Annotated in this window: 18 protein-coding genes and 2 tRNA genes; 2 read left to right on the forward strand and 18 right to left on the reverse strand. The window is 57.5% G+C overall.

Annotated features, from left to right (window positions below):
• Window positions 1-7: 7 nt before the first annotated feature.
• The 4 genes from ACQUQP_RS12760 to dapA form a co-directional block, all read right to left on the reverse strand.
• Complete coding sequence (locus ACQUQP_RS12760; RefSeq protein ID WP_432695411.1) at window positions 8-4,843, reverse strand: NAD-glutamate dehydrogenase; 4,836 nt, start codon at window positions 4,841-4,843, stop codon at window positions 8-10.
• A 238-nt stretch (window positions 4,844-5,081) separates the two neighbouring features.
• Window positions 5,082-5,795: a phosphoribosylaminoimidazolesuccinocarboxamide synthase gene (gene purC / locus ACQUQP_RS12765; protein ID WP_432695412.1), complete on the reverse strand. Its 714-nt coding sequence runs from the start codon at window positions 5,793-5,795 to the stop codon at window positions 5,082-5,084.
• Between the two features lie 54 nt (window positions 5,796-5,849).
• Window positions 5,850-7,241, reverse strand: coding sequence for an outer membrane protein assembly factor BamC (bamC, locus tag ACQUQP_RS12770; RefSeq protein ID WP_432695413.1), 1,392 nt, complete (start codon window positions 7,239-7,241; stop codon window positions 5,850-5,852).
• Window positions 7,242-7,252: 11 nt separating this feature from the next.
• On the reverse strand, window positions 7,253-8,128 hold the full coding sequence (gene dapA, locus ACQUQP_RS12775; protein ID WP_432695414.1) for a 4-hydroxy-tetrahydrodipicolinate synthase: 876 nt from the start codon (window positions 8,126-8,128) through the stop codon (window positions 7,253-7,255).
• A 188-nt stretch (window positions 8,129-8,316) separates the two neighbouring features.
• Between dapA and bcp the strand changes: the two genes are divergently transcribed.
• Window positions 8,317-8,766: a thioredoxin-dependent thiol peroxidase gene (gene bcp, locus ACQUQP_RS12780; RefSeq protein WP_432695415.1), complete on the forward strand. Its 450-nt coding sequence runs from the start codon at window positions 8,317-8,319 to the stop codon at window positions 8,764-8,766.
• 18 nt (window positions 8,767-8,784) lie between these two features.
• On the opposite strand, the gene ACQUQP_RS12785 is transcribed toward bcp, so the two are convergent.
• Window positions 8,785-9,867, reverse strand: a complete 1,083-nt coding sequence (locus tag ACQUQP_RS12785; RefSeq protein ID WP_432695416.1) for an AI-2E family transporter — start codon at window positions 9,865-9,867, stop codon at window positions 8,785-8,787.
• Window positions 9,860-10,144: a sulfurtransferase TusA family protein gene (locus ACQUQP_RS12790; RefSeq protein ID WP_432695417.1), complete on the reverse strand. Its 285-nt coding sequence runs from the start codon at window positions 10,142-10,144 to the stop codon at window positions 9,860-9,862. The genes ACQUQP_RS12785 and ACQUQP_RS12790 overlap by 8 nt, the downstream gene beginning before the upstream one ends.
• A 32-nt stretch (window positions 10,145-10,176) precedes the next feature.
• On the opposite strand from ACQUQP_RS12790, the gene ACQUQP_RS12795 reads away from it, so the two are divergent.
• Window positions 10,177-11,673: a M48 family metalloprotease gene (locus tag ACQUQP_RS12795; protein WP_432695418.1), complete on the forward strand. Its 1,497-nt coding sequence runs from the start codon at window positions 10,177-10,179 to the stop codon at window positions 11,671-11,673.
• An 88-nt stretch (window positions 11,674-11,761) separates the two neighbouring features.
• On the opposite strand, the gene nadA is transcribed toward ACQUQP_RS12795, so the two are convergent.
• From nadA to ACQUQP_RS12855, 12 genes are all read right to left on the reverse strand, one after another.
• The gene (gene nadA, locus ACQUQP_RS12800) at window positions 11,762-12,805 is read right to left on the reverse strand and encodes a quinolinate synthase NadA (RefSeq protein WP_432695419.1); all 1,044 of its coding nucleotides are present in this window, start codon (window positions 12,803-12,805) and stop codon (window positions 11,762-11,764) included.
• A gap of 148 nt (window positions 12,806-12,953) precedes the next feature.
• A tRNA-Lys gene (locus tag ACQUQP_RS12805) sits at window positions 12,954-13,029 on the reverse strand.
• A gap of 38 nt (window positions 13,030-13,067) precedes the next feature.
• A tRNA-Lys gene (locus ACQUQP_RS12810) sits at window positions 13,068-13,143 on the reverse strand.
• Between the two features lie 51 nt (window positions 13,144-13,194).
• Window positions 13,195-13,881, reverse strand: a complete 687-nt coding sequence (queC, locus tag ACQUQP_RS12815; RefSeq protein WP_432695420.1) for a 7-cyano-7-deazaguanine synthase QueC — start codon at window positions 13,879-13,881, stop codon at window positions 13,195-13,197.
• A gap of 18 nt (window positions 13,882-13,899) precedes the next feature.
• Entirely contained in the window at window positions 13,900-14,700 is an 801-nt protein-coding gene (gene ybgF, locus ACQUQP_RS12820; protein ID WP_432695421.1) for a tol-pal system protein YbgF, read from the reverse strand.
• The gene (gene pal, locus ACQUQP_RS12825) at window positions 14,700-15,227 is read right to left on the reverse strand and encodes a peptidoglycan-associated lipoprotein Pal (RefSeq protein WP_432695422.1); all 528 of its coding nucleotides are present in this window, start codon (window positions 15,225-15,227) and stop codon (window positions 14,700-14,702) included. The genes ybgF and pal overlap by 1 nt, the downstream gene beginning before the upstream one ends.
• 149 nt (window positions 15,228-15,376) lie before the next feature.
• Window positions 15,377-16,672, reverse strand: coding sequence for a Tol-Pal system beta propeller repeat protein TolB (gene tolB / locus ACQUQP_RS12830; protein ID WP_432695423.1), 1,296 nt, complete (start codon window positions 16,670-16,672; stop codon window positions 15,377-15,379).
• A 12-nt stretch (window positions 16,673-16,684) separates the two neighbouring features.
• A complete protein-coding gene (gene tolA / locus ACQUQP_RS12835; RefSeq protein ID WP_432695424.1) occupies window positions 16,685-17,599 on the reverse strand; it encodes a cell envelope integrity protein TolA in 915 nt (304 codons plus the stop codon).
• Between the two features lie 4 nt (window positions 17,600-17,603).
• Complete coding sequence (gene tolR / locus ACQUQP_RS12840) at window positions 17,604-18,023, reverse strand: protein TolR (protein WP_432695425.1); 420 nt, start codon at window positions 18,021-18,023, stop codon at window positions 17,604-17,606.
• 11 nt (window positions 18,024-18,034) lie between these two features.
• Complete coding sequence (gene tolQ, locus ACQUQP_RS12845; RefSeq protein WP_432695426.1) at window positions 18,035-18,715, reverse strand: protein TolQ; 681 nt, start codon at window positions 18,713-18,715, stop codon at window positions 18,035-18,037.
• Between the two features lie 23 nt (window positions 18,716-18,738).
• A complete protein-coding gene (gene ybgC / locus ACQUQP_RS12850; protein ID WP_432695427.1) occupies window positions 18,739-19,143 on the reverse strand; it encodes a tol-pal system-associated acyl-CoA thioesterase in 405 nt (134 codons plus the stop codon).
• A 75-nt stretch (window positions 19,144-19,218) separates the two neighbouring features.
• Window positions 19,219-19,536, reverse strand: a complete 318-nt coding sequence (locus ACQUQP_RS12855; RefSeq protein ID WP_432695428.1) for a TraR/DksA family transcriptional regulator — start codon at window positions 19,534-19,536, stop codon at window positions 19,219-19,221.
• Window positions 19,537-19,599 lie beyond the last annotated feature (63 nt).

The raw sequence follows: 19,599 nt of genomic DNA on the forward strand, positions 1-19,599 counted from the left end.
GTGTGTGTCAGTTACCGTGCGCCAGCTCGACCAGTTCGCGCATGGCGACGGCAAATACGGCACTGTCCGGCTGACTGACCGCACTCAGATCAGACAGAATCTGATTCCAGCGCTCCAGCAGCACCGCATTGGATTCAAGCCAGCACTCTACACAGGCCTGGCTCGGCAGCACCTCGCTGACCTCCTGCTCCTCAGCCTGCTTTGCCTGACTCAGCACGCTGACCGTGATCGCCCGCTGCTGGATATTGAGCTCCTCTCTGAAACCATCACGGGCCAGTGACTGCCAATGATTGTCCTGGGGCATCTGCTTGATCTGGCGATCAACATTGTAGAGATCAAGGCGATCACCGATGAGGAAGTACACGTCCGCCACGCGATCAAGCGGCTCACCGGTCTGCTCCTCGGTGGCGATGATACCCAGCAGGGTATAAAGGCTGTCGAAAGAGGCCGCCTGGACAGCCAGCTCAGCGGGTACGCCCGCCTGCTCCAGCTCGTTGTAGCGGGCCTGCCAGGCCTCCAGCGGTTCACCGGTCAGGCGCTCCGACAGCGCCAGAGACATCTGCTCCACACCCGGGCGGAAACGTTCGACCAGTGCTTCGGGCTCAAGCTGCTGGCGGTAGCCATTCAGCAACCAGTTGGCGGCGCGACGAACGAGACGCTGCAGATCGCTCATGATGTCCTGCAGCATTGCGGTGGGCACCCGGTTATCCAGCGCTTCGATCTGATGCCAGAGCGCATCCATGTTGAAAATATCGCGGGCAGCAATATAGGAAGCGGCAATATCGGCCATATCCCGTCCGGTCGCCTGGTTCATGCGCAGCGGGAAAGTGATTCCCATGCGGTTGATCATGCCATTGGCGGTCTGGGTCGCGATAATTTCAGCACGCAGGCGGTGGTTTTCAACTTCGTCTGCGTATCGCTCCACCAGTGCTCCCGGGAAGGCGGTACGGACCTCGCGCGCGACGTAGGCATTGGCCGGCAACCAGCTTTCGGTGAGCACCTCCTTGAGCTCCGCCTTGACGTAGGAGATCAGTACCGAGAGTTCGGGACGGGTCAGTGTTTTACCCTTCTCACTGCGTTCAACAATGGCATCGTCGGTGGGGATGAACTCCAGGTCACGCACCAGACGGCCTCGCTGCTCGAGCTCGTTGATAAGCCGGCGATAATCGTCCAGCGCACGGCCCGCCTGCTCCTGGGCGATACTGATCGCCAACGCCTGGCTATAGTTGTTTTTCAGCACCAGCCTGGAGACATCGTCGGTCATCTCCTTGAGGAAGGCGTTGCGCTGCTTGACGGTAAGATCGCCATTGCTCACCACCCGGTTCAGCAGGATCTTGATGTTGACCTCGTGGTCGGAACAGTCGACGCCGCCGGCGTTATCGATAAAGTCGGTGTTACAGGCACCGCCGTTGAGGGCGAACTCGATGCGTCCCAGCTGGGTGAACCCCAGGTTACCGCCCTCGCCCAGTACACGACAGCGCAGATCACGACCGTCGATACGCAAACCATCGTTAGCCTTGTCACCCACATCGCTGTGAGATTCGAAGCTCGCTTTGACATAGGTGCCGATACCACCGTTCCAGATCAGATCCACCCTGGACTTAAGCAGCGCGGAGATAAGATCATTGGGTGGCAGACGGTCTTCGCTAATGTCGAAACGCTGCTTCATCTCGGGACTGATATCGATCCACTTGGCAGCCCGCGAGAAGACCCCGCCGCCCTGCGAAATGATCGATTCATCGTAATCCGACCAACTTGAACGCGGCTGTTCAAACAAGCGCTTGCGCTCAACGAAGCTGGCCGCCGTATCCGGCGCCGGATCGATAAAGATATGCAAATGGTTAAACGCGGCGACCAGCTGAATATGCTCCGACATCAGCATGCCGTTGCCGAACACGTCCCCACCCATGTCGCCGATACCGACAACACTGAACGCCTGGGTCTGAGTATCCAGGCCCAGTTCACGGAAGTGCAGCTTGACCGACTCCCAGGCGCCGCGCGCGGTAATACCCATTTTCTTGTGGTCATACCCCTGGGAACCACCGGAAGCAAAGGCATCGCCGAGCCAGAAACCGAACTCCTCGGCGATGGAGTTGGCGATATCGGAGAAGGTTGCGGTGCCCTTGTCGGCCGCCACAACCAGGTAGGGGTCGTCCTCATCGTGACGGACCAGCTCGGGCGGTGGCACCACCTCGCCATCAACGAAGTTGTCGGTGACATCGAGCAGGCCGCGGATAAAGGTCTGGTAGCAGGCTACGCCCTCTTCCATGATCTCTTCACGGCTGCCATTTACCGGTAACTGCTTGGCTACGAACCCACCTTTGGCCCCGACCGGGACAATAACCGCGTTTTTGACCTGCTGTGCCTTCACCAGGCCCAGCACTTCGGTGCGGTAATCCTCGCGACGGTCCGACCAGCGCAAACCACCCCGGGCGACCTTGCCACCGCGCAGGTGAACACCTTCCACCCGCGAGGAGTAAACAAAGATCTCGAACATCGGACGCGGTAGCGGTACGTCCGCTATCTGATGGGGATCGAGTTTGAAGACGATATAGTCCTTGTCCTCTTCCTCCGTACCGGCCTGGTAATAGTTGGTACGCAGCGTCGCGCGGATCAGCTCCAGGTATCGACGCAGGATCTTGTCATCGTTCAGGTGCTCAACCTTTTCCAGCGCATCGACCACGCTATTGCCGATACGCTCGGCGAGCGCCTGTACCTTGGCACTGTTCTGCCGCCCCGGTTCAAAACGGGCGCGGAACAGGGCGACCAGCAGGCGGGCTATATAGAGATGACGTGACAGCGTATCGGCGATATAGGGCTGACTGAAACCGAACCGGATCTGCTGGTTGTAGCGAGAGTAGGCGCGCAGCATCGCCACCTCACGCCAGTTAAGCCGAGCGCCGATGACCAGACGGTTGAATTCGTCATTTTCTGCCCGACCGCGCCAGATATTGAAGAAGGCGTCCTGAAACACCTGCTTCACCTCTTCCAGATCCACCGTTTCACTGCTGCTGTAAAGCAGCGAGAAATCATGGATCCAGAACTGCTCACCATCGCGGCGGCGAACCATATAGGGGTGTTCACCAACCACCCGCATACCGAGATTTTCCAGTACCGGGATAATATCGGACAGCACCAGCGGCTCGTTACGGTTAAACAGCTTGAACCGCATCATCTCGCGGGACTGTTCGATCTGGCGGTAAAAGCTCATGGAGATGCTCTTACCCTGATCCAGCTCCTCGATATGGTCGATATCAAATACCGCACTGGCGGGTGCAAAATGCTCACGGTAGGCCGACGGAAACGCATTGCGATAGCTGTTGGCGAGATGGTTACCGCGCTCCTCACCTGAGGCGTCGACGAGCACATTGTGGAGTTCGTCAGACCAGGAGCGTGACAGGTCGGCGACCTCCGCTTCAAGCTCTGCGATATCGAACGCCTTTTCCTGACCAGGCTCCACCGGGAAAACAAAGTAGACACGGGTCAGGACCGATTCGCTGTAGTAAGTCGTAAACTGCGAGTCCGGGGCGCCGAGACGCTCCACAAGCAGCTCCTGAACCTGGGTCCTCAGCGCCGTGTTGAAAATGTCACGCGGCACATAATAGAGCATGCTGTAGAACTTGCCACAGGGGTCACGCCGCACCAGCAGACGCACCTTACGGCGCTCCTGCAGGTTAAAGACCCCCATAGTATTGGTGAAAAGCTCGTCATCAGTGGACAGCAGCAACTCATCCCGCGGCAGGTCGTTGAGTATCTGCGCTAACGACTTCGCACTGTGGCCTCCAGGTGCAAAACCGGCCCGCTCGAGAACCTTTTCAACACGTCGCCGCAGAATAGGGATTCTGACCGGGGGTTCTACATAAACCGGCGATGTGTAGAGCCCGTAGAAGCGGTGCTCACCCACCACATCACCGCTGTCGTTAAAGGTTTTGATCACGACCAGGTCACGGTACGCCGGGCGATGTACCCGCGAGCGCTGGTTGTCCTTGGCAAACATGATCGGTGACGGCGTAAGAATAAAGCAGTGCTCTTCATGGGTAGGCACAGGCTTTATCTTCTCCTGCAGCCGGCACACACCGAGGACCGCATCATCAACCTGCTCGATCCTCAGCTCTTCCGGTTCGGAGTCAAAGCGCAGCTCCTCATAGCCCAGAAAGGTGTATCGGTCATCAAGCATCCAGCCAAGAAAACCGCTGGCTTCCTCCAGCGCATCCTTGTCCGGATATTTCAGATTGAGCAGCTCTTGCTGCAAGGCTTTGGCCCGCTCGCGCATGGCGTCAAAGTCGCTGACCGCAGCGCGCACCAGGGTAAGCACTTCACAGAGGCTGTGTTCTATAGCCTTCAGCTCTTCCGGGTTGCTGTGACGGTCCACTTCGATATAGATCAGCGCCTCGCGAGCGGATTCGCCCCCCTTGGCCTCCCTGACGCGGGCGGTTCGCCCATCACGTACGACATTCAGCACGCCACTGTGAACCACGTGAATAGAAAGCCCGCGCCGGTTCAGCTCCATACGCACGGAATCCACCAGGAACGGCATATCCAGGTGCGAGATCTGTATCACCGTATGGCCGCAATGCCAGCCGTGACGCTCCAGGTCCGGGTTGAAGACATGGATCTTCTGATCCACACCGTCCCACTCCTGCAGATGCTCCCAACAGGACAGACTCGCACCATAGAGGTTCTGCGAACTGCGTTCGGCAAGCTCTTCCAGCGGGGATACACGGTAATACTGATTGATGAAATCTAACACGGGGGCAAGATCACGCTTGGGAATACGGGCGGCGATCATTTCACCCAGTTGCGACAGGATTTTCTCTTTTTGTTCTATACGCCGTTCGGACATTTGCCTCTCTCCATCGGGGCCCATTACTCCAATCCTCTTAAGGCTAGCCTAGTATGAGGGATTTGCGATGCGTTACTGCAACTTTCCAGCTATTTCTACGTAAAAATTGTTACTTTACAGTTTATTGATTAAGCAAAAGACATCATCACCGACACATATCGCTATACCAACTTATTTTTACGCAAAAAAAAACCGGCAAATGCCGGTTTTTTTAACAGTATTAACGCTTGCGGAAGCTTCAGTCGAACTGGATACCCAGACGCTTGCCAACTTCTTCGTAGGCCTCGATAACATCACCGAGTCCCTGGCGGAAACGGTCCTTATCCAGTTTCTTGCGCGTTTCCTTGTCCCAGATACGACAGCCATCCGGCGAAAACTCGTCGCCAAGTACGAGCTGACCTTTACTCATGCCGAATTCAAGCTTGTAATCCACCAGCAGCATACCGGCATCAGCAAACAGCTTCTTCAGTACATCGTTGACCGCAAAGGTAAGCTCTTTGGCCTTGGCCACCTGCTCTTTGGTTGCCCAGCCGAAGGACTCGATGTGGTAGTCGTTGACCATCGGGTCGCCGAGAGCATCGTTCTTCAGGAAGAATTCGAAGGTAGGCGGATTCAGATCCATCCCTTCCTGAACGCTGTAACGACGGCAGATAGAACCGGCAGCCACGTTACGCACCACGCACTCGACGGGGATCATGTCGAGACGCTTAACCAGGCTCTCGGTGTCGGACAACAGCTTTTCGAAATGGGTCGGGATACCCGCATCTTCGAGTTTCTGCATGATAAAGGCGTTGAACTTGTTATTGACCATCCCTTTACGGTCCAGCTGTTCAACTTTTTTACCGTCAAATGCAGAAGTATCGTTACGAAACTCAAGCACCATCAGGTCGGGATCGTCAGTACGATAAACCGATTTGGCTTTACCGCTGTAAAGCTCTTCACGCTTTTCCATCAATCTCTCCAAAAATCCCGTCTGCGCGGGGTTTTGCCAACCGAAAGCCTGCTATCAGCTCTCGGGCAGGTGATCTTTGATATCCCAGAGAATCTCTTCGGCCACCACGTCCGGCGCCTCGAGCCCCTGATCGGTAAGTACAGACAGGAAGACGCCGTTGCGGGTACGGTTCATCTTCAGCTGGTAGCGACCGGTATGTTCATAATTACCGGTATCTTCGTTATAGACGCCGCTGTCACCGCCACCGAAAACGTAGATAACCTTGCCACCAAACCAGATTTTGTAACCCTCCTGGTTGGCCAGGTTGTTCGGATCGGCCAGGTCTGCGGCTACATCGGCCTGCACCTCATCCCCTGCGGCAGTCTTACCCGAGCTGTAACGGATCGCATCCGGAGCATCCTCGTCCGCATCACCGCCCAGCGCACCGCCGAGGAAGTTGGCGTCGAAGGTAATATCCTCACGATCCGAGTTGAGCCACTCAAAGAAGCCCATCCGCTCGGTGTCATCCACCCGGGTTAACGTAGTGTAGGTCAGGTAGATCATACCTGTCCCCTGATCACGCGTACCGACATCCAACTCGGCAGCGTCAACCGCAGCGTTCAACTGCGTCCAGGCCTGATCGATCGGCGCGCCGAGCTTCAACACCGGATTACCACGCGAGTCCCGGCCTACCTGGGGGTTGTCCCGGGTCTGTTCCTGCAGCGCCAGCAGACTCTGGGAGTCCGGCTCCGATGCCTTGCTCAGGTAGCGCAGCATTTCAAACATCATGTCTGACTTGTACTCAACATCCTGGGACTGATTATCCCAGTCTATTGCGCTGACTTCCTGCTCCGCCGGGAAGCCGGCATGCTGCATGCGGACAGAGGTGCGCTGGTAATCCTCCGGGTCGGGACGCAGAACGACACGCAGCTTGTTGCGGCTTGCACCCTCTATATCCTGGAATGTCAGGCGCTTGAGCCAGGCATCGACAAAGTTGTAATCATCACCATCCAGGGTGATCCATTCCGTTTCCATCACGCCCTGACGCGGATCGGACAGGGATAGATCGATATCGTTGAAGGACCAGAACTCCTTGAGCTTCACCCAGACATCGGCAATCGGCTCATCGACGACGATGACGCGCTCGCCATCCAGGCGCTTCATATTGACCTTTTCGCTACCGGACTCGACATAGAAGAACTCGGGCCGCGGTACTTCGAACTCGCCCTGACTGACCGATGCCGTCATGCCCGCTTTGGGAACGACCAGTTGATCCTCCATCTCACGCGCGGCCATGCCGGGGGGGATTACCAGTCTTTCCGCCGGCTGGGCCAGCTCGTAGTCCTGGCCGCGATCCCGTACTATCGCGTTGTCGCCATAAATCGGGTTGTTCTCAAGGGCGCTACAGCCGCCCAGCACCGAGGCTATCCCCAGCGCTAGAAGTGAGTATGAGTTTTTTCTGATCATATCCCTGCCTGTCAGATAACGCCGCATTCACGCAGCGCGTTGCGAACTTCCTCGTGGTACTGCTCGGCAAGCACCGTCAACGGGAGGCGGATTCCATTGTCGATCAGCCCCATTTCATACATCGCCCACTTCACCGGGATCGGGTTGGCCTCAACAAAAAGCTTGGTATGCAACGGCATCAGCTTCTGCTGCAACGCCCGCGCCTCTTCGGCTTTACCCTCAAGTCCCAGCTGGCAAAGCTGCGCCATTTCCGCAGGCGCCACATTGGCCGTAACAGAGATATTACCCTGGCCACCCAGCAGGATCAGTTCGATGGCGGTACCATCATCACCGGAGTAAACCGCAAAACCTTCGCAGACACCGTCAATCAGTGTCTTGGCACGCTCAAGATCACCGGTCGCTTCCTTGATGCCCACGATATTCGGATGGTCCATCAGGCGGAACACGGTTTCCGGCAGCATGTCGCAGCCGGTACGGCCCGGTACGTTGTACAGGATCTGCGGGATATCGACAGCATCGGCGATCGCCTTGAAGTGCTGGTACATCCCCTCCTGGCTGGGCTTGTTGTAGTAAGGCGTAACCAGCAGACTGTAATCGGCACCGGCATCCTTGGCGCGGCGGGTCAGTTCGATCGCCTCGCGGGTGGAGTTTGCACCGGTACCTGCAACAACGGGAATACGTCCGTCGACGCGCTTGATGGTGTGCTTGATGACTTCAAGGTGCTCATCGTAGTCCAGCGTTGCGGATTCGCCGGTTGTACCGACTGCACCGATTGCAGCGGTCCCCTTTTCGAGATGGAGATCGATCACCTTATCCAGCGCGTCCCAGTCGACGTCACCGTTAGGATGCATAGGGGTCACGAGCGCTACAATACTGCCGCGAATCATTTTTCTCTCCATCTGATTTGAGCCCGGCTATGGTACTGTTGCCACGCCGGAGGAACAACCGCCGCCCGATTATGATCGGGCCGGCTTTAAATATCGTAAAAGGCGAGTATTTTAAACGATTTGGCGCCCTCTCGCGTAGAGGGACACCACTTTTTTTCACAACAGAAGATGTGCCAAGGAGCCAAGCAATGCTAGAAGCTGGACAACCTGCCCCGGATTTCAATGCCGTCGACCAGAATGGAGACCCGATAAGCCTGAGCCAGTTCCGTGGCAAGAAGGTCGTTCTCTATTTCTACCCGCGCGATAACACCCCCGGGTGCACCGCTCAGGCGTGTGATCTGAGAGATAATTACGAGCGCCTGCAGGCCGAGGGCTACCAGGTGATCGGCGTAAGCACCGATACCGAGAAGAAACACCAGAACTTTATCGCAAAATATGACCTGCCTTTCCCGCTGATCGCCGACACGGATAACAGTGTTCACGAACTGTTCGGTACCTGGCAGCTGAAAAAGAACTACGGCAAAGAATACATGGGAACGGTTCGTACCACCTTCCTGATCGACGAAGACGGCACGATTACCGATGTGATCAAGAAGGTGAAAACCAAGGAACACACTGCCCAGATCCTGGCAGAGTGATACGCTGAGCGGCCGGGTTCAGCTTCCGGCGTGCTCTTGCTCTACATGGCTGGCGATCGCTATCGGCCAGGCGTTGACCACCGCCTTGACCAGCGTCGCCAGCGGAATCGCGAAGAACAAGCCCCAGAATCCCCAGAGACTGCCGAACACCAGCACCGAGACGATGATCGATACAGGGTGCAGGTTCACCGCTTCTGAGAACAGCAACGGCACCAGCACGTTGCCATCCAGCGCCTGAATAACGGCATAGGCGATCATCAGCCACATAAAGTCGCCGCTCCAGCCCCACTGGAAAAACGCAATCAGCGCGATCGGCAGTGTCACCAGTGCCGCGCCGATATAGGGAATCAGAACCGACAGACCGACCATCAACGCCAGCAGCGCCGCGTAGTTGATCCCCAGCAGCACAAACACGATCCAGGTCACGCCACCAACGATCAGGATCTCTATCGCCTTGCCGCGGACATAATTGGCAATCTGAATATCCATCTCATGCCAGATACGCGTCATCATGTCCCGCTTTGCCGGCAGCAACGCCGAGCAGGAGTTGAGCATAGACTCGCCATCCTTCAGGAAAAAGAACACCAGGATCGGCACCAGCACGAGGTAGATCGCCATCGCGGCGATACCGGTCAGCGAGTTGAGTGAAAAGGTCACCACCCACTGTCCCAGCTGGCTCAGCTCCGATGCCGCCACGCCGATCAACTGACGAATCTGCTCTTCGGACACCAGGTTGGGGTATTTCTCCGGCAGCAACAGCAGCAGGCTCTGTACCTGCACCACCATGCCCGGCAACTCGTTAAACAGGTTGACCAGCTGACGCCAGGCGATCGGCATCACAAACAGCAGGAAGCCGGCGAGGAAACCGACAAACAGCAGAAATACCAGGATCACCGAGGGCAGATGCGACACCCCCCGCTCCTGCAGCCAGGTCACCAGCCCCTGCATCAGAAACGCGATAATCAGGCTGGCAAAAACCGGTGCCAGCGGTGCGCCAAGGAAGATGATGACAGCCAGCGCACCGAGAATCAGCAGAAAGAGAAACAGCGCCTCTTCGTCGGAAAAGTAGCGATCGATCCACTTATTGAGAATTTTACGCATTCGGCGTTTTGCCCCCTTTCTGCATCATCGTTCCACGCCTTATGATATGGATATAGGATTCACCTTCGGTGAACGAATCGAGCATTTCGTGGTCGCTATTGTCAACGTAGACACGGAAATCACGAACCGACCCACTATCGGTCGCGATCACTTTCAGCACCTCTCCGGGCGCCATTCGGCTGAGTGCCTGCTTCGCTTTCAGAAGCGGCAACGGACAGGCGAGCCCACTGGCATCGAGCTGTTCGGTAATTTCCGATTCGGTCGGTGTGTGCTGCATTGATTCAGGACCTCCAACGACTGCAGAGCTGTATGCGACGGACTTTATACCAGAAAAACGCGCAGAAAAATGCATGGACACAGGTGAAAGCCCGCTTCAGAGGCTACCTGGTTTGCGGCCTTGTCATCACGACGCTTTCACCGGTCAGCACCCGGGCTGCGGAACCTCTGCTACCGATTCTCACCGACTCCACCTCCAGTGTGATCACTCTACAGGATGAACACGAACTCGGCAGAGCCTGGGCACGTGTGCTGCGCGGGCGGGCCACTCTGCTCGACGATCCGATGGTCAAACAGTACCTGCAGGACCTGCTCTGGCAGATCGTACCCCATAGCGAGCTGCGTGACCGGCGCCTGGAGCTGATCGCCCTGGACAACAAAACCTTCAACGCATTCGCCGTCCCCGGCGGCATCGTCGGGGTCCACGGCGGTCTGGTGACTGCGTCGCAGTCAGAGGCCGAGCTGGCCTCCGTACTCGCCCACGAACTTGCCCACCTCAGCCAACGCCACTATGCCCAGCAGCTCGAAGAGAGCCGGCGCAATCGCCCCCTGGTGCTGGCCGGCATACTGGCGAGCATTCTGCTCGCATCGGCTGACGGCCAGGCGGGCAGCGCCGGTCTGGCATCGACCCTGGGCGGGTCGGCTCAGGCACAACTGGCCTTCAGCCGTCGTAACGAGCAGGAGGCGGACCGTGTCGGCATGCAGACCCTGGTCAACAGCGGCTACGACCCCTATTCCATGCCGGAGATGTTCTCACGCCTGCAAAAAAGCTACCGCTTCGCCGGACAGCGGGCGCCCGAATTTCTGTTGACCCACCCGGTTACCGAATCACGCATCGCCGACTCCCTGAACCGCGCCGCCAACCTGCCCCGGCCCCAGGGCAAAAGCAACAGCCTGGTCTATGAGCTGGTGAGGACTCGGCTGCGGGTACATTACAGCGAAGACCTGCAGACACTCTATGAACAGTTCCGCGCCAACGCAGACTCGTCTGCCGCTGACGCCTATGGACTGATGCTTGCTGCCCTCGAACTGGGCAAGCCGGAACAGGCCCAACAGGCGCTCGATAAACTGCCCGGCAACTGGCAACGCCACCCCTATGTGCAACTGACCCTGCTGGATTTCTACCTGCGCACCCAGAACATCAAACCCGCTGTCAAACTTGCCGCCCAGCTGCGCAACCTGTATCCGGACAGCATGCCGGTCACCTATTACTACGCCCTGGTGCAGCGCCAGGCGGGTGATCACCCGGCGGCCGTTAAAGCGTTTGAGGAGCTCACGGCAGCCTATCCTGATGACGCCACATTCTGGTTCCAACTGGCCGAATCAGAAGGCCTCAGCGGCGACATCAACGCAGTCCACCGGGCACGCATTGAATACTACCTGCTCACCGGCCAGCCAGATCGTGCACAGAAACAGCTCGAGTTCGCACGCCGCGAAAAAGGCCTGAACCGCATCGACGAGGCGCGCTTGAACCAGGTAGAAGAGGAGATCAAGCGCGTGCGCCGGGAGATGGACGAAAGACTGTCGTAATCCGAGCGCTCCAACAGCGCACCACACGCAAAAAGGCCAGGATTAACCTGGCCTTTCACTAGCTATGATCTGCGGGTTTATACCCTGTTCAGCGTACCTGGAAATCCAGCATGCGCTGTAGCGGAATGCGTGCACGTTCGATCAGATCCGGATCGACGTGGACCTCGTCCTTGCCTTCCTGCAGAGCCTGCAGAATATTCTCAAGACCGTTCATCGCCATCCACGGGCAGTGCGCACAGCTGCGGCAGGTTGCACCGCTGCCACCGGTGGGGGCTTCGATAAAGGTCTTGTCAGGCGCCGCCTGCTGCATTTTGTAGAAAATGCCGCGATCGGTCGCCACGATAAACATCGGGTGCGGCAACTCCTGAGCGGCCTTGATCAGCTGCGTGGTAGAACCCACCGCATCAGCCAACTCAATCACCGCCTCGGGTGATTCCGGGTGAACCAGGATGCCCGCTTCCGGATAGACCGCTTTCAGGTCAAGCAACCCCTTGGCCTTGAACTCCTCGTGAACGATGCAGGCCGCATCCCACAACAGCATGTCGGCACCGGTATTCTTCTGAATGTAACCACCCAGATGTTTATCCGGCGCCCAGATAATTTTCTTGCCCTGGTCCGCCAGGTGCTCAACGACCTGAAGACCGATGGCGGATGTGACAACCCAATCAGCACGGGCTTTCACGGCCGCGGAGGTGTTGGCATACACCACCACTTCATGGTCAGGATGCGCATCACAGAACGCCGAAAACTCATCGATCGGGCAACCCAGATCCAGCGAACAGGTCGCTTCCAGCGTGGGCATCAAAATTCGTTTCTCGGGGCTCAGAATCTTCGCGGTTTCACCCATAAAGCGCACACCAGCAACGATCAGTGTTTTGGCTTCATGGCGGGCACCGAAGCGCGCCATCTCCAGCGAATCGGCAACATAGCCCCCCGTCCGCTCGGCCAGCTCCTGCACCAGAGGGTCGGTATAATAGTGTGCGACCAGACAGGCATCCTTCTCTTTCAGGAGCGCCTGAATGCGCTGGGTGTAGTCTTCAATCTGCTCAGGGCTGAGCGCCGAGGGTAAATGCTCCTGAGCAAAGTGCTCCTGCACCAGGATGCGATCATCGATTTCCGGTTTCGTCAGCATGCTTTCTGTTCTTAACTTGGTGACCAATGTCGACAGACGTCTCAATAAAGGGGCGGAATTATACCACACCGTACTCGTTAGACAGTGACGAAAACAGATATTTCCCGACACGGTATAACAGGCGATTTCGCTACAACAACGGGGAAAGTGGTGGGTCGTATAGGATTCGAACCTATGACCAATTGGTTAAAAGCCAACTGCTCTACCAACTGAGCTAACGACCCTGAGTATAGACAGGCAAACGGCCTGAAAAAAGAGGGGCTGGTGGGTCGTATAGGATTCGAACCTATGACCAATTGGTTAAAAGCCAACTGCTCTACCAACTGAGCTAACGACCCGCCGTAGGGCTGCGCATTGTACGCAGCCTGAAATGAAAGGCAACCCTTAATTTAACGATCGATGTAAATTGTCGGATCGGCGACGCCCGCATCCTCAAAACCCTTGGCCCGCAAACGACAACTGTCACACTGACCACAGGCCCTCCCCTGATCATCCGCCTGATAACAGGAGAGTGTTTTGCTGTAATCGATACCGAGCTGCATCCCCTTCTCGATGATCTGGGCTTTGGTCAGATCGATGAGAGGTGTTTCGATTTTAATCAGGTCGCCGTTTACGCCATTACGGGTCGCCAGGTTGGCCATTTTCTCGAACGCGTCGATAAACTCGGGCCGGCAGTCCGGATAGCCGGAGTAATCCACGGCATTGACCCCGATAAAGATCGCCTCGGCATTCAACACCTCGGCCCAGCCCAACGCCAGCGACAGGAAAACCGTGTTTCGCGCCGGCACGTAGGTCACCGGAATCCCCTCGGTTTCACCATCGGGGACATCGATGCTTTTATCGGTCAGCGCAGAACCGCCGAAATCCTCAAGATTCAACCTTAACACCCGGTGTTCGGTCACACCGACCGATGCGGCGATCTCCCGGGCTGCATTCAGCTCGGTCAGCGAGCGCTGGCCGTAATCAAAGCTCAGCACGTGGCAGCTGTAGCCCTGCGACTTGGCGATGGCCAGTGCGGTGGCGGAATCGAGCCCGCCAGAGAGAAGCACGACGGCACGTTTTTGTGGTTGAGTCATGAAGCGATAAATCCGTGTTTAGCGTGAATAGTTTTCTGCAAGCCCTGCTGCCGAGCTTTGCGGGTAATTTTGAATCAGGCGCTGAAATGCATGCTGAGAGGCCTCAAGATTACCAAGGCGACTCTCGACCACCCCCAGCTTATAGAGCGCATCCGGCACTTTGACGTGACTGGAGAACCGCTCGACAACCGTGGTGAATGAAGCCCGCGCCTCGGTCAGCGACTGCTGTGCCAGATCAATTTCACCGATCCAGTAATAGGCATTGGCGACGTGATCACTGTCCGGGTAGCGCTGAATAAACGCATCAAACGCAGCTTTGGATTCATCGAACTTACGTTCACGAACCAGCTGGAAAGCGCTTTGATAGGCCTCAAGCGCAGTGCCGGCACCCGCCTGGGCAGCCTGGTTGGCCGTCGCCACTGGCGCCGGTGCCTCGGTCTGCGCAGGCGCAGTGACGCTCGCCTGCGGCACGGATGCCAGGCCATCAGCCTCAGGCATGACACTCCCCTCTGGCGCAGTGGCGCGGATAATGGCGCTGAAGCGGCGGTCGATATCGCGATAGCGATCACGCTGCTCCTGCTTCATTTTGTCAAGCTGGTACTGCTGTGTCTCAACCTGCCCGCGGAGTTGGCGCACCTCCTGCTGCAACTGCTGAACCATCATCAGCAGCTGACTCTGCCCGGACTGGCTGACAGACTGAACCTGACGGCCCGACTGCACTTCGGTAACAGGAATCTGGGTAACTTCAGCGGCCGTTGCCGCGCCGGCCACCAGGGCCAGCGTCAACAACGGCGTGCTGTATAGGCGCAATACAGGCATCAGCGGGATACGTATTTCAGCTCAACACGACGGTTCTGCGCCCAGGATGCGTCGCCGCTACCCATTACGGCCGGCTTTTCTTCGCCGTAGCTGATGGTTTCGATCTGGGAAGAGGAGGCACCGTTTACCACCAGCAGGCGCTCAACGGAGTTCGCGCGACGCTCGCCCAGAGCGATGTTGTATTCGCGGGTACCGCGCTCGTCAGCGTGACCTTCCAGGCGGATAGACGCGGAGGGGTTCTCTGACAGGTAGCGGGCGTGAGCTTCCAGGTCAGCGAAACCTTCCTGTTTTACCACTGACTGGTCGAAGTCAAAGTAAAACACGGTCTGCAGCTGATCCAGGGAGCCTGCACTGCCGCCGCTAACGCCGGAGCCATCAACGCCATAAGAGCTAGCGGAGCCCGAACCGTCCTGGCCGCCCATGGCGCCTTCACCACCTTCAGTTGTTGTGCTGGTGGTGCTACAGCCGGCTGCCCAAATTACAGCTGCGCCCAGAGTGGCCGCCTTAAAAACGTTCAAAGCTCGCATCGGTATCTCCTAGTTAAATTTCGCGACGTTTTGAATCTTGCTAACGCTAATCCCAGCGATTGCGCTTTGCAAGCAACGACGATGGCCGTAACCACCGCCGTGCTTCTCGCCAGAACAATAGATACTGCTTGGCGACAATCCTTGGTTAATCAGTTCAGGTACGGGCTCCAGGCCGGCTCCCGAACGTCTCCGCTGCGGCTGGGCATGCGGAAACGCACCTGACCATCAAGCGACACGGCTGACAGAACGCCACGCCCATTCTGCTTGGTCGCATAGATAATGATGCTGCCGTTGGGCGCGATGCTCGGTGACTCCTCAAGGCCCGCCTCGGTCAGTATATCAAGACGCCCGGATTTGAGGTCCTGTACCGCGATAGTGAAATCCGCCCCGGCAGGACGATGTACCATCGCCAGAAAACGCCCATCCTGAGTAAGTCGTCCGCGGGCGTTGTAGTTGCCCTCCCAGGTCAGGCGCTCGAGATCACGGCTGGCCAGATCCAGCTTGTAAATCTGCGGCTGCCCACCCCGGTCCGAGGTAAAGATGATCGACTTGCCATCCGGCGTCCAGGTCGGCTCGGTATCGATGGCGTAATGACGGGTGATCCGCTGCAGCTGTCGATTGGCGAGGTTGAGGACATAGATTTCGGGATTACCATCCTTCGACAGCACCAACGCCAGGCTGTTGCCATCCGGCGACCAGGCCGGCGCACCGTTGAGCCCCGGAAACGACTGGATTCGCTCGCGTTTGCCGGTGGCCAGGTACTGCACATAGATAGCCGGACGTCCCGATTCGAATGACACATAGGCCAGCTTGCGACCATCCTGGGACCAGCTCGGCGACATGATCGGCTCACTGGATTCCATGACAGTTCGGGGACGCGCGCCATCCCAGTCCGCCAGCTGCAGTTTGTAACTGTTGGCAGCGCCGTTACGGTCAGCCTGGATATAGACGATACGGGTGGAAAAGGCACCTTTGAGGCCGGTCAGCGCCTCGAATACCTGATCGGAAATGTAGTGCGCCGCGTCACGCAGCTGAGCTGTGCTGGTAGTCACCAGGTTATTTTCCAGTTTCACCGGCTGCTCTTTCAGCACATCATAAAGACCGAAATTGATACTGATCTGACCATTGGCCGCAGGCTCCATGCGACCAATCAGAAGGTAATCGGCGCCGGATACTCGCCAGTCACGGTAAAAAATATCGCCCTGACGGGTCGGGAAGCTCAGCATGCTTTTCCGCGGCAGCGCCGAGAAAAAGCCACTGCGCGCCAGATCCTGCTCAACCACCTTGGAGACATCTTCCGGTAATGCGCTACCACCGCTCCAGCCAAAGGGAACCACTGCAACCGGCGAGGGTTCGGCAACCCCCTGGGTCACCTCAATCACCAGCTCTGCCCGGGCCGCTGTTGCCATCAAAAGAAAGCAGATTGAAATCAGTATCTGTCTCATCCGTTTACCACCTTAGTACCTTAATCCTTCCGGCCTGAATACCACGCGAATCGATCTCAACCGTCGCTCAAACACGATCGGATCGACCTCGGCGACTCTTTCGAAGCGTTCGGTGCGGTAGACCGCCTGCAGCGCAGAGCGATCGAACGCAGCATCGCCGCTACTCTCGACAATAGACGCCTGGTCGATTTCACCGTTCCCCAACAGGCGGATCGATACGACCGCCTCCATGCCGTTTCGCGCTGTGGCGGGAATACGCCAGTTGCGTTGCAGCAGCCCATGAATATAACTGGTGATGTCACCCACAACAGCCTGAGCCCTCTGCGCCGCCTGCCGGGCCTGTTCCGCCCGCGCCTGCGCTGCGGCCTCTTCTGCGCGCTGCTTTGCAGCGGCTTCCGCACGGGCCTGAGCCTGGGCTTCAGCTTTCGCCCTGGCAGCAGCCTCCTGTTGCGCTTTTTCTTCCGCCTGACGCCTGGCCTGCTCCTGCCGCTTGGCCTCTTCCGCCGCTTTCTGCTTTGCCAGTGCTTCGGCTTTTTTCCTGGCAGCAAGTTCCGCTTTCTTTTTCTCAGCGGCGGCTTTTTCCGCCTCCTGCTTGGCAGCCAGCTGTTTCTGGCGCTGAACCTCGGCGCGCGCCTTCTCCTGGGCCTGCCGCTCAGCCTCCGCAGCCTTGCGACGCGTCTCTTCCGCCTGACGCTGTTTGGCTTCGGCCTGTTGCTGAGCCTGAGGGTCCGCCTGCTCGGGCGGCGCCGAGCTCTGCCCCGCATCCCGGGTCAGCGCTTCAAGGTCGATCATCTTTGCCTGAATATGACGCGGGGTACGCCGCTCGGGCTCCGCGGTACCCACCCAGTGGGTCAACAGCCCGCCCAGAATCACCACATGCAGCAGCGTTGCCAGTATCGTTGGCAGAATATATCCGCGTAACTCCACCAGCCTACTCCGTCACCAGGCCGACACTGGAGGCGCCAGCCCCTTTCAGCAACACCATCAGCTGAACCACGGCATCGTAGTTGACGTTTTTATCGCCACGCACCAGCAGCAGCTTGTCCGGGCTCGCACTCAACACCTTACCGACCCGGCTTGCGACCTCTTCTGCGGTTATCGGTTCCTTCTCGTCCGCGCCGCCCACGTTGATGTAATAGGCTCCCTCACGGTCCACTGAGACGATCAACGGATCACTGTCCTCGGTATCCACCGGCTCCGCGCTGGTCTGCGGCAGATCCACGTCCACCCCCTGGGTGAGCATGGGCGCCGTTACCATGAAGATAATCAGCAGCACCATGGTCACGTCGATATAGGGCACCACGTTGATTTCGGCGTTGAGTTTGCGCTTTTTTCGCACCCTCCTGATCATGCTATCCAACCTCAGGCTGCCGCGTGTACACGCCGATAGAGAATGCTCGCAAACTCATCGGCAAAGGTTTCGTAGCTGTTCATCAACCACTCGGACTTGGCCGAGAAGCGGTTGTAGGCGATCACCGCCGGAATCGCGGCAAACAACCCCATCGCGGTTGCAACCAGCGCTTCGGAGATGCCGGGCGCGACAGAGGCCAGCGTAGCCTGATGGACATTGGCAAGACCGCGAAAGGCGTTCATGATCCCCCAAACGGTACCGAACAGGCCGATATAGGGACTGGTTGAACCGACGGTGGCGAGGAATGGCAGGTGACGTTCGAGACGCTCTTCTTCACGGGCAAGACACACCCGCATGCTGCGCTGAACGCCGTTCATAACGACCTCGGGATCGACACCCGGCTGCTTGGTCAGGCGGGTAAACTCTTTCAGGCCGGCGCGAAAAATATTTTCAGCGCCGCAGGCCTGGTTCGGTGTCGCATTGACCTCGCGAAACAGGTGGCTGAGATCAACCCCTGACCAGAAGCGCTCTTCGAAATGCCGCAGGGAACTCTGCGCACGCCGTAACACCTGGCGACGCTGAAAGATCATTACCCAGGACAGGAAGGAGGCCAGCAACAGCAACAGCATAACCAGTTGCACTACAAAGCTGGCATTAAGCACCAAGCCCCAGATCGACAGTTTGTCTTCCACGTAAAGCTCCCGAAATATCTCGCTCAATCAAGTTGCATCATGCCCGCGGCCAGCTCTCTGGGCCAGCGACGGGGTTTAAAGGTCGTACTATTTACACAGGCCACCCGGATCAGGCCTTCACAAAGCACCTGCCCCGATAGCGAATCAACCACCGTCTGGGCGAACAGAAGGCTTGCCGCACCCCGCTCTTCGATAGCGGTGCGCACAATAAGTTCATCATCAAGTTTCGCTGGTTTCAGATATCGGGATTCGACGCTGTGAACGACGAAAAGACAGTGGTCGGCAGCAAGGCGCTGCTGTGAATAGCCCAGATGGCGGAGCATTTCCGTGCGTGCGCGCTCCATGAATTTCAGATAATTAACGTAGTAGACGATGCCGCCAAAATCCGTGTCTTCAATATAGACCCGCACAGGCCACTCGAACGCCATGCTCTGCCCCATCCGGTTGGTTGAGGGCACACAATAGCAGGAGGGAAATTTTATACAAGCCGGCAGCGGCGGGGTTCAGCCGCGACCGGTAAGGCGTTTAACTTTGCCACTGCAGGATACACAGAGATCAACAGCCGGATCAGCACGAAGATGGTTGTTTTCAATCTCTTCACCACAGCCGATACAGTAGCCGTAGAGCCCTGTATCGATACGGGCGATGGCGGCATCAACCCGATGCAGATCATGCTTGATCTGCTCCACCAGCACGTCCGCCGTTTCAGCAGCCAGATTGCCATTCACCCGGGCCGGTTTGATTGCCTGCAGGTCGGCTTCGAGCTCCGCCCGCAGCTGGTAAAGTACCTGCTTTGGATTATCGCCATTGGAATGAATCACTGTCGGACACCCATCACCCTGTTATTAGATGGGCTGATAATAGGAGAGGAGCGCCGCGCCAAC

The organism is Marinobacterium sp. YM272, from assembly GCF_050908845.1.
In the GTDB taxonomy this organism is placed as follows: Bacteria; Pseudomonadota; Gammaproteobacteria; order Pseudomonadales; family Balneatricaceae; genus Marinobacterium_D.